At 37.7% G+C, this 16,368-nt stretch carries 16 protein-coding genes; 6 read left to right on the plus strand and 10 right to left on the minus strand.

Translation table 11 applies throughout. The features are described from left to right. Positions 1-122: 122 nt before the first annotated feature. Positions 123-293: a DUF5325 family protein gene (locus P4V41_RS04765; RefSeq protein ID WP_231618129.1), complete on the plus strand. Its 171-nt coding sequence runs from the start codon at positions 123-125 to the stop codon at positions 291-293. Between the two features lie 28 nt (positions 294-321). On the opposite strand, the gene P4V41_RS04770 is transcribed toward P4V41_RS04765, so the two are convergent. Continuing rightward, positions 322-1,116 (minus strand): inositol monophosphatase family protein, encoded by a 795-nt coding sequence (locus P4V41_RS04770; protein ID WP_328083646.1) that lies wholly within the window; start codon positions 1,114-1,116, stop codon positions 322-324. A gap of 110 nt (positions 1,117-1,226) precedes the next feature. Continuing rightward, complete coding sequence (locus P4V41_RS04775; protein WP_066393326.1) at positions 1,227-1,415, minus strand: hypothetical protein; 189 nt, start codon at positions 1,413-1,415, stop codon at positions 1,227-1,229. 165 nt (positions 1,416-1,580) lie between these two features. Here P4V41_RS04775 and P4V41_RS04780 point away from each other — a divergent pair, with 165 nt between their 5' ends. Beyond that, positions 1,581-2,210, plus strand: coding sequence for a DUF1054 domain-containing protein (locus P4V41_RS04780; RefSeq protein WP_328083647.1), 630 nt, complete (start codon positions 1,581-1,583; stop codon positions 2,208-2,210). A gap of 523 nt (positions 2,211-2,733) precedes the next feature. Further along, on the plus strand, positions 2,734-4,209 hold the full coding sequence (locus P4V41_RS04785; protein WP_328083648.1) for an aminotransferase class I/II-fold pyridoxal phosphate-dependent enzyme: 1,476 nt from the start codon (positions 2,734-2,736) through the stop codon (positions 4,207-4,209). Positions 4,210-4,250: 41 nt separating this feature from the next. Here the strand turns inward: P4V41_RS04785 and P4V41_RS04790 are convergent, their stop codons facing one another. After that, positions 4,251-4,373 carry a GapA-binding peptide SR1P gene (locus P4V41_RS04790; protein ID WP_328083649.1) on the minus strand — a complete coding sequence of 41 codons (123 nt, stop codon included), beginning with the start codon at positions 4,371-4,373 and terminating at the stop codon, positions 4,251-4,253. A 112-nt stretch (positions 4,374-4,485) separates the two neighbouring features. Next, positions 4,486-4,785: a DUF3055 domain-containing protein gene (locus P4V41_RS04795; RefSeq protein ID WP_197127608.1), complete on the minus strand. Its 300-nt coding sequence runs from the start codon at positions 4,783-4,785 to the stop codon at positions 4,486-4,488. A 210-nt stretch (positions 4,786-4,995) separates the two neighbouring features. On the opposite strand from P4V41_RS04795, the gene P4V41_RS04800 reads away from it, so the two are divergent. After that, positions 4,996-5,424 (plus strand): DUF1885 family protein, encoded by a 429-nt coding sequence (locus P4V41_RS04800; protein WP_328083650.1) that lies wholly within the window; start codon positions 4,996-4,998, stop codon positions 5,422-5,424. Positions 5,425-5,558: 134 nt separating this feature from the next. Beyond that, positions 5,559-7,052 (plus strand): glycine betaine uptake BCCT transporter, encoded by a 1,494-nt coding sequence (locus P4V41_RS04805; protein WP_328083651.1) that lies wholly within the window; start codon positions 5,559-5,561, stop codon positions 7,050-7,052. A gap of 428 nt (positions 7,053-7,480) precedes the next feature. Here P4V41_RS04805 and lpdA read toward each other — a convergent pair whose 3' ends face one another. The 4 genes from lpdA to pdhA all read right to left on the minus strand — a co-directional run bounded on the left by lpdA (position 7,481) and on the right by pdhA (position 12,394). Then, positions 7,481-8,893, minus strand: coding sequence for a dihydrolipoyl dehydrogenase (gene lpdA / locus P4V41_RS04810; protein ID WP_328083652.1), 1,413 nt, complete (start codon positions 8,891-8,893; stop codon positions 7,481-7,483). 4 nt (positions 8,894-8,897) lie between these two features. Beyond that, positions 8,898-10,229 (minus strand): dihydrolipoamide acetyltransferase family protein, encoded by a 1,332-nt coding sequence (locus P4V41_RS04815; RefSeq protein ID WP_197191220.1) that lies wholly within the window; start codon positions 10,227-10,229, stop codon positions 8,898-8,900. A 103-nt stretch (positions 10,230-10,332) separates the two neighbouring features. After that, complete coding sequence (locus P4V41_RS04820) at positions 10,333-11,310, minus strand: alpha-ketoacid dehydrogenase subunit beta (protein WP_066393282.1); 978 nt, start codon at positions 11,308-11,310, stop codon at positions 10,333-10,335. Position 11,311: 1 nt separating this feature from the next. After that, entirely contained in the window at positions 11,312-12,394 is a 1,083-nt protein-coding gene (pdhA, locus tag P4V41_RS04825) for a pyruvate dehydrogenase (acetyl-transferring) E1 component subunit alpha (protein ID WP_328083654.1), read from the minus strand. Positions 12,395-12,937: 543 nt separating this feature from the next. On the opposite strand from pdhA, the gene def reads away from it, so the two are divergent. Then, entirely contained in the window at positions 12,938-13,489 is a 552-nt protein-coding gene (def, locus tag P4V41_RS04830) for a peptide deformylase (protein WP_328083655.1), read from the plus strand. A 122-nt stretch (positions 13,490-13,611) separates the two neighbouring features. On the opposite strand, the gene P4V41_RS04835 is transcribed toward def, so the two are convergent. Both P4V41_RS04835 and P4V41_RS04840 read right to left on the minus strand, forming a co-directional pair. After that, entirely contained in the window at positions 13,612-15,045 is a 1,434-nt protein-coding gene (locus P4V41_RS04835; RefSeq protein WP_328083656.1) for a carbon starvation CstA family protein, read from the minus strand. 77 nt (positions 15,046-15,122) lie between these two features. After that, positions 15,123-16,034, minus strand: coding sequence for a DMT family transporter (locus tag P4V41_RS04840; protein WP_328083657.1), 912 nt, complete (start codon positions 16,032-16,034; stop codon positions 15,123-15,125). Positions 16,035-16,368: the final 334 nt, after the last annotated feature.

Here is a 16,368-nt window from a genome sequence, read left to right on the forward strand (position 1 = left end):
TTTTCTTATCATTTTTTGTTCAACTTGACTATTATATCACAAATTTACAGAAAGGCTTTTTCTTTTTATGTAAATTCGGTACACTTATACAGTATAGACAAGTTTTTGGCTTGGAGGTCATCATGAATATCATTTTCTTTTTTATAGCTCTACTAACGGCATTTGCAATATGTGGCATTGGAATAGCTATTGGTGAAAAAAGCTGGTTGATCTTTCTTATATCGACCGTTTCTGTATTTTTTCTTATGGGATACGGGTTTACTCTTAAAAAGAAGCAAAGAGAACGTTCCTAATCGGACGTCCTCTTTTTTGCGTTGCGCTTTATAATAAGTGGTCTAATATTTCTTTATGCAACCCTGGCTTTGCAGCGAGAATACTGTTTTGTTCAAGAAGCTGTACAGGTTCTCCATCCGTTCTGCTTACAATCCCACCTACTTCATTTAAAAGAATTAAACCTGCTGCGAAATCCCACGGGGAAAGTCGAAGTGTCATATAGGCATCGAGTCTTCCTGATGCAACATAAGCAAGTTCAATTGCAGCAGAGCCGTATGATCGGGTCCCTCTAGATTTTCTGATGATCTGTTGGACATGCTCATGATTGATTCGTCTGTTCGGACCAGCCCATGTTGCATTAACACCAACAACAGATTCTGATAATGTGACTTCCTCTAATTTCGGTAATTTCTTATCGTTTAAATAAGCACCTTCACCATCTTTAGCAAAATAAAGGTTACTTCCCTCCACATCGTATATCAGTCCTAGTTTTCCGATTCCATCTTTATAAACTCCAATTGAAATCGCAAAGTTAGCTTGCTGATGAATAAAATTTGTTGTCCCATCGATCGGATCAATAATCCAAATTACGCCTTTGGAGTTCCCTTTTATCTCATCTCCAAAGCCTTCTTCTCCAAGTACTTTATGTTCTGGAAAAGTTTGTTGTATCTTATTAATAAAAAATTTCTCAATACTCTTATCCATATCCGTGACTAGATCTGCGATATGAGATTTATATGTAATCGTTAATGTGCTCTGAAAAGAATCTTTTAAGAGCTGTGCGGCTTCAAGTGTCCATGTCTTCATGTGTTTCTCTATGGTTATCATTTCTTCGTTCGTCATGTTTTCACTCCTTACCTTTACTATAGTATAAGGCAATTTCATTCTCTTCACAAAAAAACGAACCATCCGTTCATGATGGATTCGTTTTTGTTATCCGCTATCAGCTTGGATCATGCTTCTAATCTCACGAGCTCCAGCCTTAATCGTTCGAGCTTACGCTTCGATTCGTTGATCTGTTTCTGATCTTTCGCTTTTAAAGCATCAAACAAAGTAGCTAGTTCATAATCAATCTCAAGTTTTAATACTGGAATTCTTCTTTCTGCATCCGTTCTTTTTAAAGTGTTCATTACTTGTTTCATTTCACGGGCACATCCTTTCTTTTCGTTTTCTTCTTTTCTTCATTTTATGAAGCAACCATGTATATGGAAACGGCACTTTGCGGAATCTAATGCAAACATTTTTTTATAAAGCTTTTCGTATGGTAAAATTCTTTGTAGCACTTGATCATCAGGAGGATTTTTCAAATGACATTTAACGGATTTAATGATTCAGACTTTAATGTTTTCCAAACGCAAGGTCTTGATGAGCGTATGGAGCAAATCATCAGCCAGATTCGGCCAAAACTTGAAGCCTTAGGAAATAAATATGCAGAAGAACTTACTGTTCTTACTGGAGAAGAAATGTTCTTTCATGTAGCAAAACATGCAAGAAGGACAGTAAATCCTCCAAAGGATACTTGGGTAGCCTTTGCCCCTAACAAAAGAGGCTATAAGATGTTGCCACATTTTCAAATAGGACTTTGGGAAACACATGTATTTCTATGGTTCGCTCTCATTTACGAAGCACCAATAAAGGATGCATATGGACAAATACTCCTTAAGAACCTAAACAAGATCAAGAAGAATATTCCTAACGATTTCGTATGGTCTGATGATCATATGAAGCCTGAAAGTTTTCCACATCGTGAGGTTAAAAAGGAACGACTAGAAGAAATGGCAACCCGTCTTAGCACTGTAAAAAAAGCAGAGTTGCTTTGTGGTGTTCGCATTGAAAGAGATGAAGCATCAAACATGAGTGAGAATAATTGGTATGAACGAATTGATGAAACGTTTAAAACACTTTTACCTCTATACGAACTAAAGAAAAAACTATAAAAAAAAGTGGCAGGAAGCAGAAGATGCGCTGCTTCTTACCACTAGTATATTGCCGTACAACATAAATGTATGGGTAAGTATCATCATTGTTAGAAAAGTGTTAGAAAAGGTTGTTTAATTTTTGTTTAATGATTTCAGCTTCCGTATTCATCCTACATAATAATTCTTCTACTGAAGACACATCGTTAATCTTTCTAATGATTTGTCCCGGCCCTTCCAAATCTTTTGATTGGCCACGCCACTAATGGAATCTTATATTTGATCGTATGTTCCACTAAAGCTTTCTTCTTAAATATTGAATGTGAAATCTGTTCGTAGCGTTCCTTTAATAATCACTGCAAGTCCTCCTAACATGATTAAGAGAGTTTATATGTAATCGTTCTGTTAGCCTAGTTTTCATTTCATTTCCTCTTTGAAAATTAAATCATTTACTTACATCTTCATGCATTTTCTGTTATACTTCTTTTGTTTTATAAAAAATAAAATTCATTATAAGTTAACGATAGATGAGGTGTAGAATACATTGTCTCAACACGAAACTCCTTTATTTACTGGTTTGCGCGAACATGCAAACAAGAACCCATTACAGTTTCATATTCCTGGTCATAAAAAAGGGCAAGGAATGGATGACGAATTTAAAGATTTTATTGGCCCAAACGCATTATCAATTGACCTTATTAACATTACACCACTAGATGACCTGCATCATCCAAAAGGTATGATTAAGAAAGCACAAGCGCTTGCAGCACAAGCATTTGGTGCGGACCACACTTTCTTTTCTGTACAAGGTACAAGCGGTGCTATCATGACGATGATCATGTCTGTTGTGTCACCTGGAGATAAGATACTTGTTCCGCGAAACGTACACAAATCCATCATGACTGCAATCGTGTTTTCAGGTGCAACGCCGATCTTTATCCATCCTGAGATTGATCCTGAATTAGGGATTTCACATGGTATAACGCCAGACAGTGTAGAAAAAGCATTACATCAGCATCCTGACGCAAAAGCAGTACTTGTTATAAACCCTACTTATTTTGGCTTTGCTGCTGACTTAAAAGGAATTGTAGATATTGCCCACCGCTTTGACGTTCCAGTACTTGTAGATGAAGCACACGGTGTTTTAATACACTTTCATGATCACATGCCACTATCTGCAATGCAAGCTGGGGCAGACATGGCAGCAACGAGCGTCCATAAACTAGGCGGATCATTAACTGGAAGTTCCATTTTAAACGTCAAAGAAGGTCTTGTTTCACCAGAACGAGTGCAAACCATTCTTAGTATGATGACCACGACATCTACATCCTATATCCTTCTTGCTTCACTCGACGCGGCTCGTCGCCGACTTGCTACTGAAGGGTATACACTAATCGAAAAAACAATTCGCCTTGCTAATGAAACAAGAGCAAAGATCAATGATATTCCTAACCTATACTGTGTTGGTGAAGAAAAACTTGGCACTTCTGCAACTTTTGATTATGATCCATCGAAGCTTTTAATCTCAGTAAAAGACCTTGGTATTACAGGATATGAAGCTGAAACTTGGCTTCGTCAGAACTTTAATATTGAGGTTGAGTTATCTGATCTTTACAACATCTTATGTTTGATAACAACGGCTGATCATGAAAAAGATACTATGGTTCTTGTTCAAGCGTTATCTCAACTCTCTGATGAGTTAAGCCATTTAAAGAATGAAGAGATCAAATCGATACCTGTACACGTTCCAGATATTCCTGTGCTTGCACTTTCACCACGTGATGCTTTTTACGCAAATACAGAAAGTGTTCCGTTTGAAGAATCTGCAGGAAGAATCATCGCAGAGTTCGTAATGGTCTATCCGCCAGGAATTCCGATTTTCATTCCTGGTGAAATTATCACTAAAGAAAACTTAGATTATATTAAAGAGAACCTTGAAGCCGGTCTACCCGTTCAAGGTCCAGAAAATGCAGATTTAAAGTATTTGAAGGTTATTCAAGAACAAGTTGCCATTCGATAAACCCATAAAAAAAGAAGACCAACGAGGTCTTCTTTTTTTTCTTAGTTATCTAAGTTCGTTTGCTCATGACAATGAGGGCATGTGTTTGAATATAAAGTCGTCACTTTTTCCTCTTCAAAGTGTTCAATTGTTGTTTCACACGTTTGGCAAATGATTACTCCCATCCGTTCCATCTCCCTTCACATTTTGAAAGCGCTTACGTTTGTACTCTTATATTATTATGTCACATTAACTTTGTCAACACATTTAGTATAACACATTAAAAAAATATGTTATTTAATCATATTGCTCAATAGTATGGATATTTGGTACAGCTTCTTCAAAAAACAGTGCTAAATCTTCAGCTTCTTTAAGCGTTTTAATATGGAAAACCTGTTTGATGTATTCAAGGTTCCTCATATCGTTTGAATCTAATAAAGCAGATCTCCCCGTTTGCATACATACTACTAATGGCTTACCGAAGAACATATTCGTATAAACAATGCCAAAATCATACCTGACAGTATCAGTTGTAAAACCTACAAACCTGACATTAACGGATTCACTCTCGTCATACAATTTTTCAAACCATTCCATATTACCCCTCCTCGTATGATTACCTCGTTCATCGATCGGGTCGTCAATTACTGGAATTAAATAAGTTATACTATTAAAAGTGTCATTAAGTGTAAGAGTAATTCCCTTATTTAAGAAGCTTTAAACTCAATTTGTCAAAATCTTCTTAAAATATGATATACTATTATTATGTTTGAACGATGTTAAAAATTACAAATTGGAGTGGATTACATGTCTCAAAGCGCCTATGTTAAGCTTGTTCCCGCATCTGAAAAACAAGTAATCACAATAGATGAACTAAAAGACCTCCTGCTATATTACCGTTCCATCACCACTAAAACTGGCGAACAATTATCATGGGGCTACGCTGATGCGGCGTTTCCTTACACGATTGAAGAAAAGGAAGAAGCTGCAGGACAATGGTTTTATTTAAAAGGTATAGATCAAAGAAAAAATAAATATATTTTAGTTGGATTAGGAACTGAAAAAGACGCAAATGTAGACCACGATATTAATTACATACAGGTAACTTTAACTGAAGTCTCAACTCATGGGGATAAGGGTAAGGCTAATGAATTCTGTAAGTTTATCGCTTCAAAACTTAAAGGTGAACTTCACCTTTTTAACGGCAGAGTGATGTATTATTATCCAAAAAAGTAAAGTGGATTAAGGCGTTTCTTTATAGGAAGTCCAATCATATGATTGGACTTCCTATTTTATTTTTACTACAATGTAAACTTTCGGGCCCTTGGGGAAAAATAAAATGAATACATATCATGAAAGGATGTGAAGAAATGAAAAAACAACCAAATATTGTTTTTATCGTTTCATTAATAATTTCTGTCGTTTTTGTTATCATAGGAAGTTTATTTCCTACCGCATTCCAAGCTAAGGCAACCGTCATTCAAAATTTCTTACAAGAGAAATTCGGCTGGTTCTATTTGCTTTCTGCTACAAGCTTTTTAATTTTTGTGCTTTATTTAGCTTTTAGTAAGTACGGAAAAATTAAACTTGGAGAACCAGATGATAAGCCTGAGTACTCTACTGTCACTTGGTTTGCTATGCTGTTTAGCGCGGGCATGGGTATAGGGCTTGTATTTTGGGGTGTAGCTGAACCGATCAGCCACTTTTACACTCCTCCATCAGGAGAAGGAGGAAATGCCGCCTCAGCTCAAGCTGCGCTTCGATACAGCTTCTTTCATTGGGGGTTGCATCCTTGGGGAATTTACACGTTAATTGGATTGTCACTTGCCTATTTTAAATTTAGAAAAGGTGCACCTGGATTGATTAGTGCAATCTTTACTCCACTTTTAGGTGATAAAGTACATGGACCTATTGGGAAAACGATTGATATTATTGCAGTATTTGCTACAATCTTTGGTGTTGCTACATCTTTAGGACTTGGTGCCGTTCAAATTAGTGGTGGTATTTCTTATTTATCTGACATTGCAAATAACTTTACCACACAGTTAATTATTATCGCGATTGTGACCGTTCTATTCACACTTTCCGCTCAAACAGGATTAAACAAAGGGATTAAATATTTAAGTAACCTGAATATCATAATAGCCGTTCTTTTAATGGCCTTTTTGCTTTTTGCGTCATCAACCAACTTCATTATGGATGTATTCGTACAATCTCTTGGGAACTATCTGCAGTACCTTCCAAGTATGAGCTTAAAACTTAGTCCGTTCAGACCTAGTGAAGCAGGCTGGATTCAAGGTTGGACAGTCTTCTATTGGGCTTGGTGGATCGCATGGGCACCATTCGTAGGAACATTTATCGCTCGTGTATCAAAAGGTAGAACTATCCGTGAATTTATCATGGGTGTACTACTTGTACCAACCGTTTTTGGCGCACTTTGGTTCTCTATTTTTGGCGGAGCAGCATTACATTTAGAAATCTTTAATAATGTTGGTCTAAACAAGGTTATTGCTGACAAAGGTACAGAGGTAGCTCTTTTCGCACTCTTTGAACATCTTCCATTCGGAACGATTATGTCTGTATTAGCTATTTTCCTAATCAGTACATTCTTTATAACATCTGCTGATTCAGCTACGTTTGTATTAGGCATGCAGACAAGTAATGGTCGATTGAATCCTTCTTCTATGACAAAATTCATTTGGGGCATTGTTATTGCAGCTTCTGCATCCATCCTATTGTACACAGGCGGATTAGAAGGATTGCAAACAGCATCGATCATTGCAGCCTTTCCGTTTGCATTCGTATTGATCTTTATGATGATTTCTCTAAAAAAGGCACTTTCTGAAGAGACAAAATTAAAATAAGATTGTTATCCAATCATCATTTTACCTGTAACATAAATAAGTGTTAATGATATTGTCATGTTTAAAGCAATTGATTTGTTTATGTTCAAACGCTGCGCTACCAGAAAGTTGAAATACCCAAAAATCAACAATAAGATGGTTTCAAAAAAATTATGGTCGTGATGTGAGAGAAACAATACGATAGAATAACCACACCACATAATAATCTGAATGAAAGTGCATAATAAAACTCTCATCGCTTCCTCCATTGTATTTATATTCATTAATTTGATATAAGCTTAATCAAATTACAAATAACTGCTGTCTAATTTCATTCTTTTAGACAAGTGCTTCTAAATAAAGATTATGATGCGTTTCTTTATATATGATTGAACAGAAAAAACCCCTTGTGAGCTGTAAAACAGTCACAAGGGGTTTCATTTGTTTAATTACTTTACAATGTGTACAGGAAGTCCGATCGCAACTTCAGCTGCTTCCATAGAAATTTCTCCGAAAGTCGGATGAGCGTGAATAGTCATAGCAATATCTTCAGCAGTCATACCCGCTTCAATAGCTAATCCTATTTCCGCGATCATATCTGATGCATTTCCACCAGCAATTTGAGCTCCTAGTACAAGTCCATCTTCTTTGCGAGTGATTAGTTTCATGAAACCATCTGTCTCGTTCATAGATAGAGCACGACCATTTGCTGCAAATGGGAATTTAGAAGCTTTCACTTCATATCCTGCTTCTTTAGCTGATTTTTCATCATAACCAACAGAAGCTAGTTCTGGGTCTGTGAAAACTACAGCTGGAATCGCTAAGTAATCAATTTCTGCTGCATGACCTGAGATTACTTCTGCTGCTACTTTACCTTCATAAGAAGCCTTATGAGCAAGAGCTGGACCTTCTACTACATCACCGATTGCATAGATGCCGTTAACACTTGTTTGAGCTTTCTTATTGATTTTGATAAGACCGCGTTCAGTCATTTCAACACCAACTTGCTCAAGACCAAGTTCTTCAGTGTTTGGACGACGTCCTACAGTAACTAGAACATAGTCAGCTTCAAATGTCTTAGACTCACCTTTGATTTCAGCTGTTACAGTAACTCCGTCTTTTGTTTCTTCAACGCCTTTAGCCATAGCCTCTGTAAATACTTCTACATTGCCTTTTTTCTTTAAACGTTTTGAAACGACTTGGCTCATTTGCTTTTCAAAACCTGGAAGGATCTGTTTTCCACCTTCAAGGATTGTTACTTCAGTACCGAAGTTCGCATAAGCTGTTCCAAGCTCCATACCGATATAACCGCCACCGATAACTACCATCTTCTTAGGAATTTCTTTAAGAGCAAGAGCGCCTGTAGAAGAGATAATACGGTCACTCCATTTGAAACCTGGAATTTCAATTGGACGTGAACCAGTAGCGATGATTGCATTTTTAAACGTGTATGTTTGAGAGTTCTTCTCATCCATGATACGTACTGTGTTTTCATTAACGAAATAAGCTTCACCACGAATGATTTCTACTTTATTTCCTTTTAAAAGTCCTTCTACTCCACCAGTAAGCTTTTTAACGATGCCTGCTTTCCAGTCTTGAACTTTGCTGAAATCAACTGTTACGTTATCAACAGTAATCCCCATATCTTCAGAGTGATTAGCATGTTCTACACGGTGACCTGCATTAATTAAAGCTTTTGATGGAATACAACCAACGTTCAAACAAACGCCGCCCATTTCTGCCTTTTCCGCAATAGCCACTTTTTGTCCTAACTGTGCTGCACGAATTGCTGCAACATATCCCCCAGGACCTGAACCTATGACAAGTGTGTCTAACTCAATTGGAAAATCTCCTACTACCATCGAATTACGCCTCCATTACTAATAGTTGTGGATCGTTCAATAAACGCTTAATGTGATTCAATGCATTTTGAGCTGTTGCACCATCGATCAGACGGTGGTCAAAGCTAAGAGATAAAGCTAAAACAGGAGCTACTACTACTTCTCCGTCTTTAACAACTGCTTTTTCAGCAATACGGCCGATACCTAAGATCGCTACTTCTGGGTGGTTGATTACTGGAGTGAACCATTGACCGCCTGCAGAACCGATATTTGTAATCGTACAAGATCCGCCCTTCATCTCTTCACCAGAAAGCTTACCATCACGTGCTTTAGTAGCTAGTTCATTGATTTCAGAAGAGATTTTGAAGATGGATTTACGATCAGCATCTTTAACAACTGGTACCATTAGTCCGTTATCTGTATCTGCCGCAATACCGATGTTGTAATAGTGCTTGTATACGATTTCTTCGTTCGCATCGTCGATAGATGCATTAAGCACAGGGTATTCACGCAATGCAGAAGTTAATGCTTTTACCACGTATGGAAGATAAGTAAGCTTGATGCCTTTATCTGCAGCAACTTGCTTAAATTTCTTACGGTGTGCAACAAGATCAGTAACGTCCACTTCATCCATTAGTGTAACATGCGGAGCTGTATGTTTGGAGTTAACCATCGCTTTTGAGATCGCTTTTCTAATACCTTTGATCTTTTCACGAGTTTCCATTTCTCCAGCAGGAATTGCTTTAGGGGCTTCTTTCTTCGCTTCAGCTTTTGGAGCTGCTTCGGTTTCAGTAGCTTGTGGTGCTGCTTCAGCTGCTCCGCCGCCGCTTACGAATTTGTCGATGTCTTCTTTAAGTACACGTCCGTTATCTCCAGAACCTTGTACTTTACGAATATCAACTTCTTTTTCACGCGCATATTTACGAACAGAAGGCATTGCGATTACACGCTTAGATTCGTCTGCTGGTTCTTCTTTAGCTGTATCTTCCGTTTTATCTGTTTTAGCTTCTGATTTGTCAGCTTCTTTAGCTTGATCAGCAGTTACGTTCTTTTCTTCTTCAGCTTTAGGTTGTTCTGGAGCTTCCTCGCCACCACCATGAGCATCAGCAGGAATTTCACCTTCTGCTTCAATTGTTACTAGAACATCACCAACAACAGATACTGTTCCTTCGTCTACTTTTAGTTCAAGAATTTTACCGTCTACAGGTGATGGAATTTCAACTACAGCTTTATCGTTTTGTACTTCAAGCAGGATATCGTCTTCTTTAACTTCATCCCCTGCTTTTACAAACCACTTTACAATTTCACCTTCGTGAATTCCTTCTCCAATATCGGGAAGCTTAAATTCAAATGCCACGATTAACGCCTCCTATTTTATAACAATCTTTTTCATCACTGATGTGAAAGAGCTGAAAGAAACAGTCTTGTACAGACTTCTCTTTCAGCCAACATTCATTTTTTTAGAAATTGTAGACTTTCTTTGCTTTATCTACAATATCACGATGATCTGGAATCCAAACATCTTCTGCAGAAGCATATGGGAACACTGTGTCTGGTGCAGTTACACGCAGTACAGGTGCTTCTAAGTGAAGAATTGCACGATCGTTGATTTCAGCTACAACGAACGCTCCAATACCTGCTTGTTTCTGTGCTTCTTGTACAACAATCGCTCGTCCTGTTTTTTCAACAGATGCCATGATCGTTTCGATATCAAGGGGGCTGATTGTACGAAGGTCGATAACTTCAGCAGAGATGCCTTCTTTTTCTAATTCTTCAGCAGCTTTTAGTGATGCGTGAACCATAGCTCCGTAAGTGATGATAGAAACATCTTTACCTTCACGCTTCACGTCTGCTTTTCCTAGTTCGATTGTGTATTCTTCCTCTGGCACTTCACCACGGAAAGAACGATAAAGTTTCATGTGCTCCAGATATACTACTGGGTCATTATCACGGATAGCAGAGATTAACAGACCTTTTGCATCATATGGAGTCGAAGGAATAACAACTTTGATACCAGGAGTTTGATACATTAAACCTTCAAGGCTGTCTGCGTGAAGCTCAGGTGTTTTAACCCCTCCACCAAATGGTGAACGAATCGTTACTGGAGAAGTGTACACTCCACCCGAACGGTATCTCATACGACCCATTTGTGCAGCCACTGAATCAAAAACTTCAAAAACAAAACCGAAGAACTGAATCTCCATTACTGGACGGAAACCTGTAAGCCCAAGACCTATTGCAAGTCCCCCAATTCCAGACTCAGCTAGCGGTGTATCAAATACACGATCTTCTCCAAATTCTTTTTGAAGTCCTTCGGTAGCACGGAAAACTCCGCCGTTTTGACCTACGTCTTCACCGAAAACAAGAACTTGTTCATTGTTTTTCAATTCGTTACGCATAGCGTCTGTAATTGCTTGAATCATAGTCATTTGAGCCATATTATTTCGACTCCTTTGCTGTATATTCTTCTAACTGCTCACGAAGGTTGAACGGAAGGTCTTCAAACATGAACCCGATTAGGTCAGTAACCTTTTGCTTAGGTGCTCCGTCTGCTTTCTTGATCGCAGCTTTAATATCTTCTTTCGCTTCTTCTACAACTTTATTTTCTTGCTCTTCAGACCAAAGGTTCTTCTTTTCCAAGAACTTACGGAAACGAACAAGTGGATCTTTCTTTTCCCATTCGTTATCAAGATCTTTTGTACGGTAACGAGTAGGATCATCTCCTGCCATCGTATGTGGTCCATAACGATACGTCAGAGTTTCAATCAATGTAGGACCTTCACCAGCAACGGCACGCTCACGAGCTTGTTGAGTCGCTGCATAAACTGCAAGAACATCCATACCATCAACTTGAATGCCTTCAATACCAGCTGCAACTGCTTTTTGAGCGATTGTTTTTGCTGCAGATTGCTTTTCAACTGGAACTGAGATAGCAAAACGGTTGTTTTGAACAACAAAGATCGTATTAGCTTGATAAGCTCCAGCAAAGTTTAATCCTTCATAGAAGTCACCTTGTGATGCTCCACCGTCACCAGTGTAAGTGATACATACGTTCTTTTTACCTTGTTTCTTAAGTCCGAAACCAACACCAGCAGCTTGAATAATTTGAGCTCCGATGATAATTTGAGGCATCAATACGTTAACACCTTCAGGAATCTGTCCACCTTGGAAGTGTCCACGAGACCATAAGAATGCTTGCGTTAATGGAAAGCCGTGGAAAACCATTTGAGGGATATCACGGTATCCTGGAAGAATCCAATCTTCTTTATCTAACGCATAGTGTGTTCCTAGCATTGAAGCTTCTTGTCCTGCTACTGGAGCATAAAAACCAAGACGCCCTTGTCTGTTTAAAGAGATTGCACGCTGATCCCAAATTCGAGTGTAAACCATGCGGCGCATTAGTTCTTGCAGATCTTCATCAGACAATTTCGGCATTGCCGATTCGTTAACAACTTCTCCGTCTTCAGAAAGAATCTGGAACGTTTCAAATTGATCTTGAACTGCATCAATTGTTTTCGTCATGAAAAGTCACCTCTTCCTTTCTTTTACCCTGTCAATTTTCCCTGATCTTAAAAACGTACACATATTTAACAGGTTGCCCAAAGTGATACATTTTTAAGACAGGTTTATATTTTTAAAAGGCTTTGTAGGTATGCCTTCCGTATACCCATTGAAGTTTTCCCTTGTATCAAAGAGCTAAACCATCTTGCGGCATCCTAACTGTATTACTATTTTATGTAACTAGAGTAACACAACAATCCTTTTCACGTAAATTAGTTTACACCACTGCACATACACAGTCAATCTATAGGTTGTATATAGTTACCTCATCTTAAAGACTTCATTCTTCTGACGTTCAACAACTTTCTTTTCTATAACTGTTTCATAATATTTTTTATGCTGTATCAGTCTTAATAAACCTGTATTGTCACCCTTAAAATGAAGGTTAAAATACGACATAGAACAAAATATTTTATTTCCGTTCTTTTTTATTAAAAATCCTCTATGTTATGATAAGGAGAAATTAAACTAACTTAAAAGTATATCGGCACGGAGGTTTTGCTTGTGTTAACGATGAAAGATGTTATAAGAGAAGGTCACCCAAAGCTGAGAGAAAAAGCAGTTGAGGTACCTTACCCATTTTCTGATGAAGATATTAAAATAGCTAACCAGCTTCTTGAATTTGTTAAGAACAGCCAAGATCCTGAAATTGCAGCAAAGTACAATCTAAGACCTGGTATCGGAATAGCTGCTCCTCAAATTGGAATCTCTAAACGAATTTTTGCTTTTCATGTATCAGATGAAAACGGAAACTTATACAGTTATGCACTGTTAAATCCGAAAATAATTAGTCATTCAGTTCAAATGACATATTTAGACGGAGGAGAAGGATGTCTTTCTGTAGACAGAGAAGTACCTGGACTTGTACCTCGATATGCTAAAGTTACTGTAAAAGGATTTTCACCTGATGGAAGAGAGGTAAACTTAAAACTAAAAGGACTTCCTGGTATTTGTTTTCAACATGAACTTGACCATTTAGACGGTATCATGTTCTATGACCGAATCAATGACAAACAGCCATTTGAACCTCCTGCAAATTCTGTTGTTATCAGATAACGAATAACCAAAAAACTCACTAAGCTTACATATCAGCTTAGTGAGTTTTTGTGTTTATACATAACTTAATACCGAACTTTACGCTCGCATTAGTGCGATGATCATCTTAAATACAAGTTTTATTATGCCGCATCGCGATCATCATCAACGAGCCTTGCATCTTCATCGCTTGTTTTACTTCGAATGAATAAAATTGATACAAGCACAGTCGTTATTGTAGCAATCGTGTAGGATATTCCTCTCGATAACCCAATACCTATAGGTGCATTACAAATGTAAGTAACTGTCACCATCGTCATAAAGATTGCGGGTAGCGTTGCGATCCAATGATTTTTTCTCGATCTTTTTAAATACATAGCCCCTACCCAAAGAGCCAGCATTGCAGTAGATTGGTTTGCCCAAGAAAAATAACGCCATAGTAATGTAAAATCAATTTTTGTTAGTAAAAATGAAAGAACGAACATTGGTATAGCAATCCAAAGTCTTGAAGATAGTCTCTTTTGACCGATATTGAAATAATCAGCTAGTATCATTCTAGCACTTCTGAATGAAGTATCTCCTGAAGTGATTGGTAAGATGATAACACCAATGACCGCAAGCGTCCCTCCGATTGCTCCAAGCATCGTTACTGACACTTCACTTACTACTGCAGCAGGTCCACCTTCAGCAATAATTCCAGATAAAGATTTCCCATCAAACAAACTCATCGCAGCCGCTGCCCATATCATTGCGATTATTGCTTCTGCTATCATCATGCCATAAAAGATTTTTCTACCTTCTTTTTCATTTTTAGTTGTGCGAGAAATGATAGGAGATTGTGTAGCATGAAATCCTGAAAGTGCTCCGCATGAAATCGTCAAGAATAAGAGCGGAAATATTGGGACATTATCTGGATGCATATTTTCAAATGAGAGTTCAGGAATTGGTGCCCCTGTTACTACTAGACCCCCACCTATCCCAATAGCACTTATGACAAGCAAAGCGCCAAATATTGGATAGACACGGCCGATAATCTTATCGATTGGTAAGAGAGTTGCTAAAATATAATAAACAAAGATCAGACCAATGATAAGACTTAAACTTAACCAGTCACCCGTAAGATCATGAATCAGTGCTGCTGGAGCACTGACAAAAACAGTTCCCACTAATAACAAGAGCAGAAGAGTAAAACCATTAACAACATGTCTCATCGCATTTCCTAAAAACTTGCCTGCTAGTTGTGGTAAATGCGCCCCTCGATTACGAATGGATATCATTCCGGTTAAATAATCGTGAACAGCTCCTGCAAAAATAGCCCCTAGTACAATCCAAAGAAACGCTACCGGACCGTATAGTGCTCCCATTATGGGGCCGAAAATAGGACCCACTCCAGCAATGTTTAATAATTGTATAAGAGAATTCGTTTTTGTACCCATCGGAACATAATCAATGCCATCTTCTTGCGCAAAAGCTGGAGTCTTTCTTTTCTGCTTAACTCCAAAGACTTTTTCAACGTATTTTCCATACGTAAAATAACCGACGATCAATAACACAATTGAAACTAAGAATGTAACCAACCAGATTCCTCCTCACGTTGTATACGCTTACATTCTACACGAAATGAAAAAAACACTCAATTTTAAATTGAATGTTTTTAGGCTGTTCTGTCATGCTGAAGATGTAAAGGGGCCTTTTTCTTCCCCCTCTTACCTGTTAAATAGACTCCTGTAAAAATAAGCAACAAGCCCCAAAATGCACTTGGATGGATTTTTTCATCTAACAAGACACTTCCCCATATTACAGCTGACACTGGGACTAAGTAAGTAACAAGTGTAGCGAACTCCGCTGAACCAGCAGTTATCATATAATAATAAAGCAAGTATGCTATTCCTGATCCAAAGACGCCAAGACCGATAACTGATAATAAAGAATTGTAATTTAAGGTTTCTTCAGGTAGATGCCATCCATCCGTAAATAGCATCATCATGGCACTTAAGATCATACCTGCAAAAAGTGTAGAAGAGGCAGTAATCCAAACTGTCGTATCTTGCAGATGCTTTTTTGCGTACTGTGAACTATATCCATAGCAACACGTTGCAACTAACATTAAGACAATTCCTAAGCCTAGTTGACTCTTAGTCAATCCAGGAGCATCAATATCCATTAACAATAGAATACCAACAAAACCTACTATTACACCTATCCATTGTTTCCATCGCAATGAAATGGAAAAAAAGAACACACCCATCATGGCCGTCCAGATCGGCGTAGTAGCGTTTAATATAGCCGTATACCCGCTATCTAAAAAAGTTTCGCTCCAAGCAATCAGTCCCCAAGGAAGACCAGCATTCAAGAAACCAACTAGAAGTAATTTCTTCATGGGAAGTGTTTTCCAGGTAACAGTCTGCCTGCTTATCATGAACAAAGGGATAATCGTCAATATTCCTAGCAAACAACGAAGGAATACAATTTGCCAAGGATCAAATATACCAAGCAAGATCTTAATAAATAAGAAAGACATTCCCCATATTAAACTTAGAACAAAAAGTGCCGAATATAATTTCATTAGTTAACCCCTACTCATATAAAATAGTAATAAAGAAATGTAACAATTTCCCTCTAAAAATATCAATTTAACTACACATACTAGTAATAAAAAAAGCCATGGAGGGTAATAAATGAAAATGAGAACGCGCTTATTAAAAAAATTAAGGAAATGGGTAAGACAACAAAATAATAACGGAAAATTAATTCTTAACTAGGTTAAGTTTTTCTTTTAACTAAAGTAATTATATAGGATAATGCCTAGAACATAACAGTTATTATTTGAATATTTTTGTGGTTTTCCAAGATTGCAATATGAAAAAACATGAAAAACATGTCACTTTCCTTTATAATAG

Origin of the sequence: Fictibacillus nanhaiensis (assembly GCF_036213205.1) — a bacterium.
Classification (GTDB): Bacteria; Bacillota; Bacilli; order Bacillales; family Fictibacillaceae; genus Fictibacillus; species Fictibacillus nanhaiensis_E.

Bases quoted from the DNA above. Each gene is read 5' to 3' on its own strand.
- P4V41_RS04840 (WP_328083657.1), bottom strand. From the start codon at position 16,034: ATGAAATTATATTCGGCACTTTTTGTTCTAAGTTTAATATGGGGAATG.
- lpdA (WP_328083652.1), bottom strand. From the start codon at position 8,893: ATGGTAGTAGGAGATTTTCCAATTGAGTTAGACACACTTGTCATAGGT.
- P4V41_RS04765 (WP_231618129.1), top strand. From the start codon at position 123: ATGAATATCATTTTCTTTTTTATAGCTCTACTAACGGCATTTGCAATA.
- P4V41_RS04800 (WP_328083650.1), top strand. From the start codon at position 4,996: ATGTCTCAAAGCGCCTATGTTAAGCTTGTTCCCGCATCTGAAAAACAA.
- P4V41_RS04790 (WP_328083649.1), bottom strand. From the start codon at position 4,373: ATGGGAGTAATCATTTGCCAAACGTGTGAAACAACAATTGAACACTTT.
- P4V41_RS04780 (WP_328083647.1), top strand. From the start codon at position 1,581: ATGACATTTAACGGATTTAATGATTCAGACTTTAATGTTTTCCAAACG.
- P4V41_RS04805 (WP_328083651.1), top strand. From the start codon at position 5,559: ATGAAAAAACAACCAAATATTGTTTTTATCGTTTCATTAATAATTTCT.
- P4V41_RS04770 (WP_328083646.1), bottom strand. From the start codon at position 1,116: ATGACGAACGAAGAAATGATAACCATAGAGAAACACATGAAGACATGG.
- pdhA (WP_328083654.1), bottom strand. From the start codon at position 12,394: ATGACGAAAACAATTGATGCAGTTCAAGATCAATTTGAAACGTTCCAG.
- P4V41_RS04775 (WP_066393326.1), bottom strand. From the start codon at position 1,415: ATGAAACAAGTAATGAACACTTTAAAAAGAACGGATGCAGAAAGAAGA.
- P4V41_RS04820 (WP_066393282.1), bottom strand. From the start codon at position 11,310: ATGGCTCAAATGACTATGATTCAAGCAATTACAGACGCTATGCGTAAC.
- P4V41_RS04795 (WP_197127608.1), bottom strand. From the start codon at position 4,785: ATGGAATGGTTTGAAAAATTGTATGACGAGAGTGAATCCGTTAATGTC.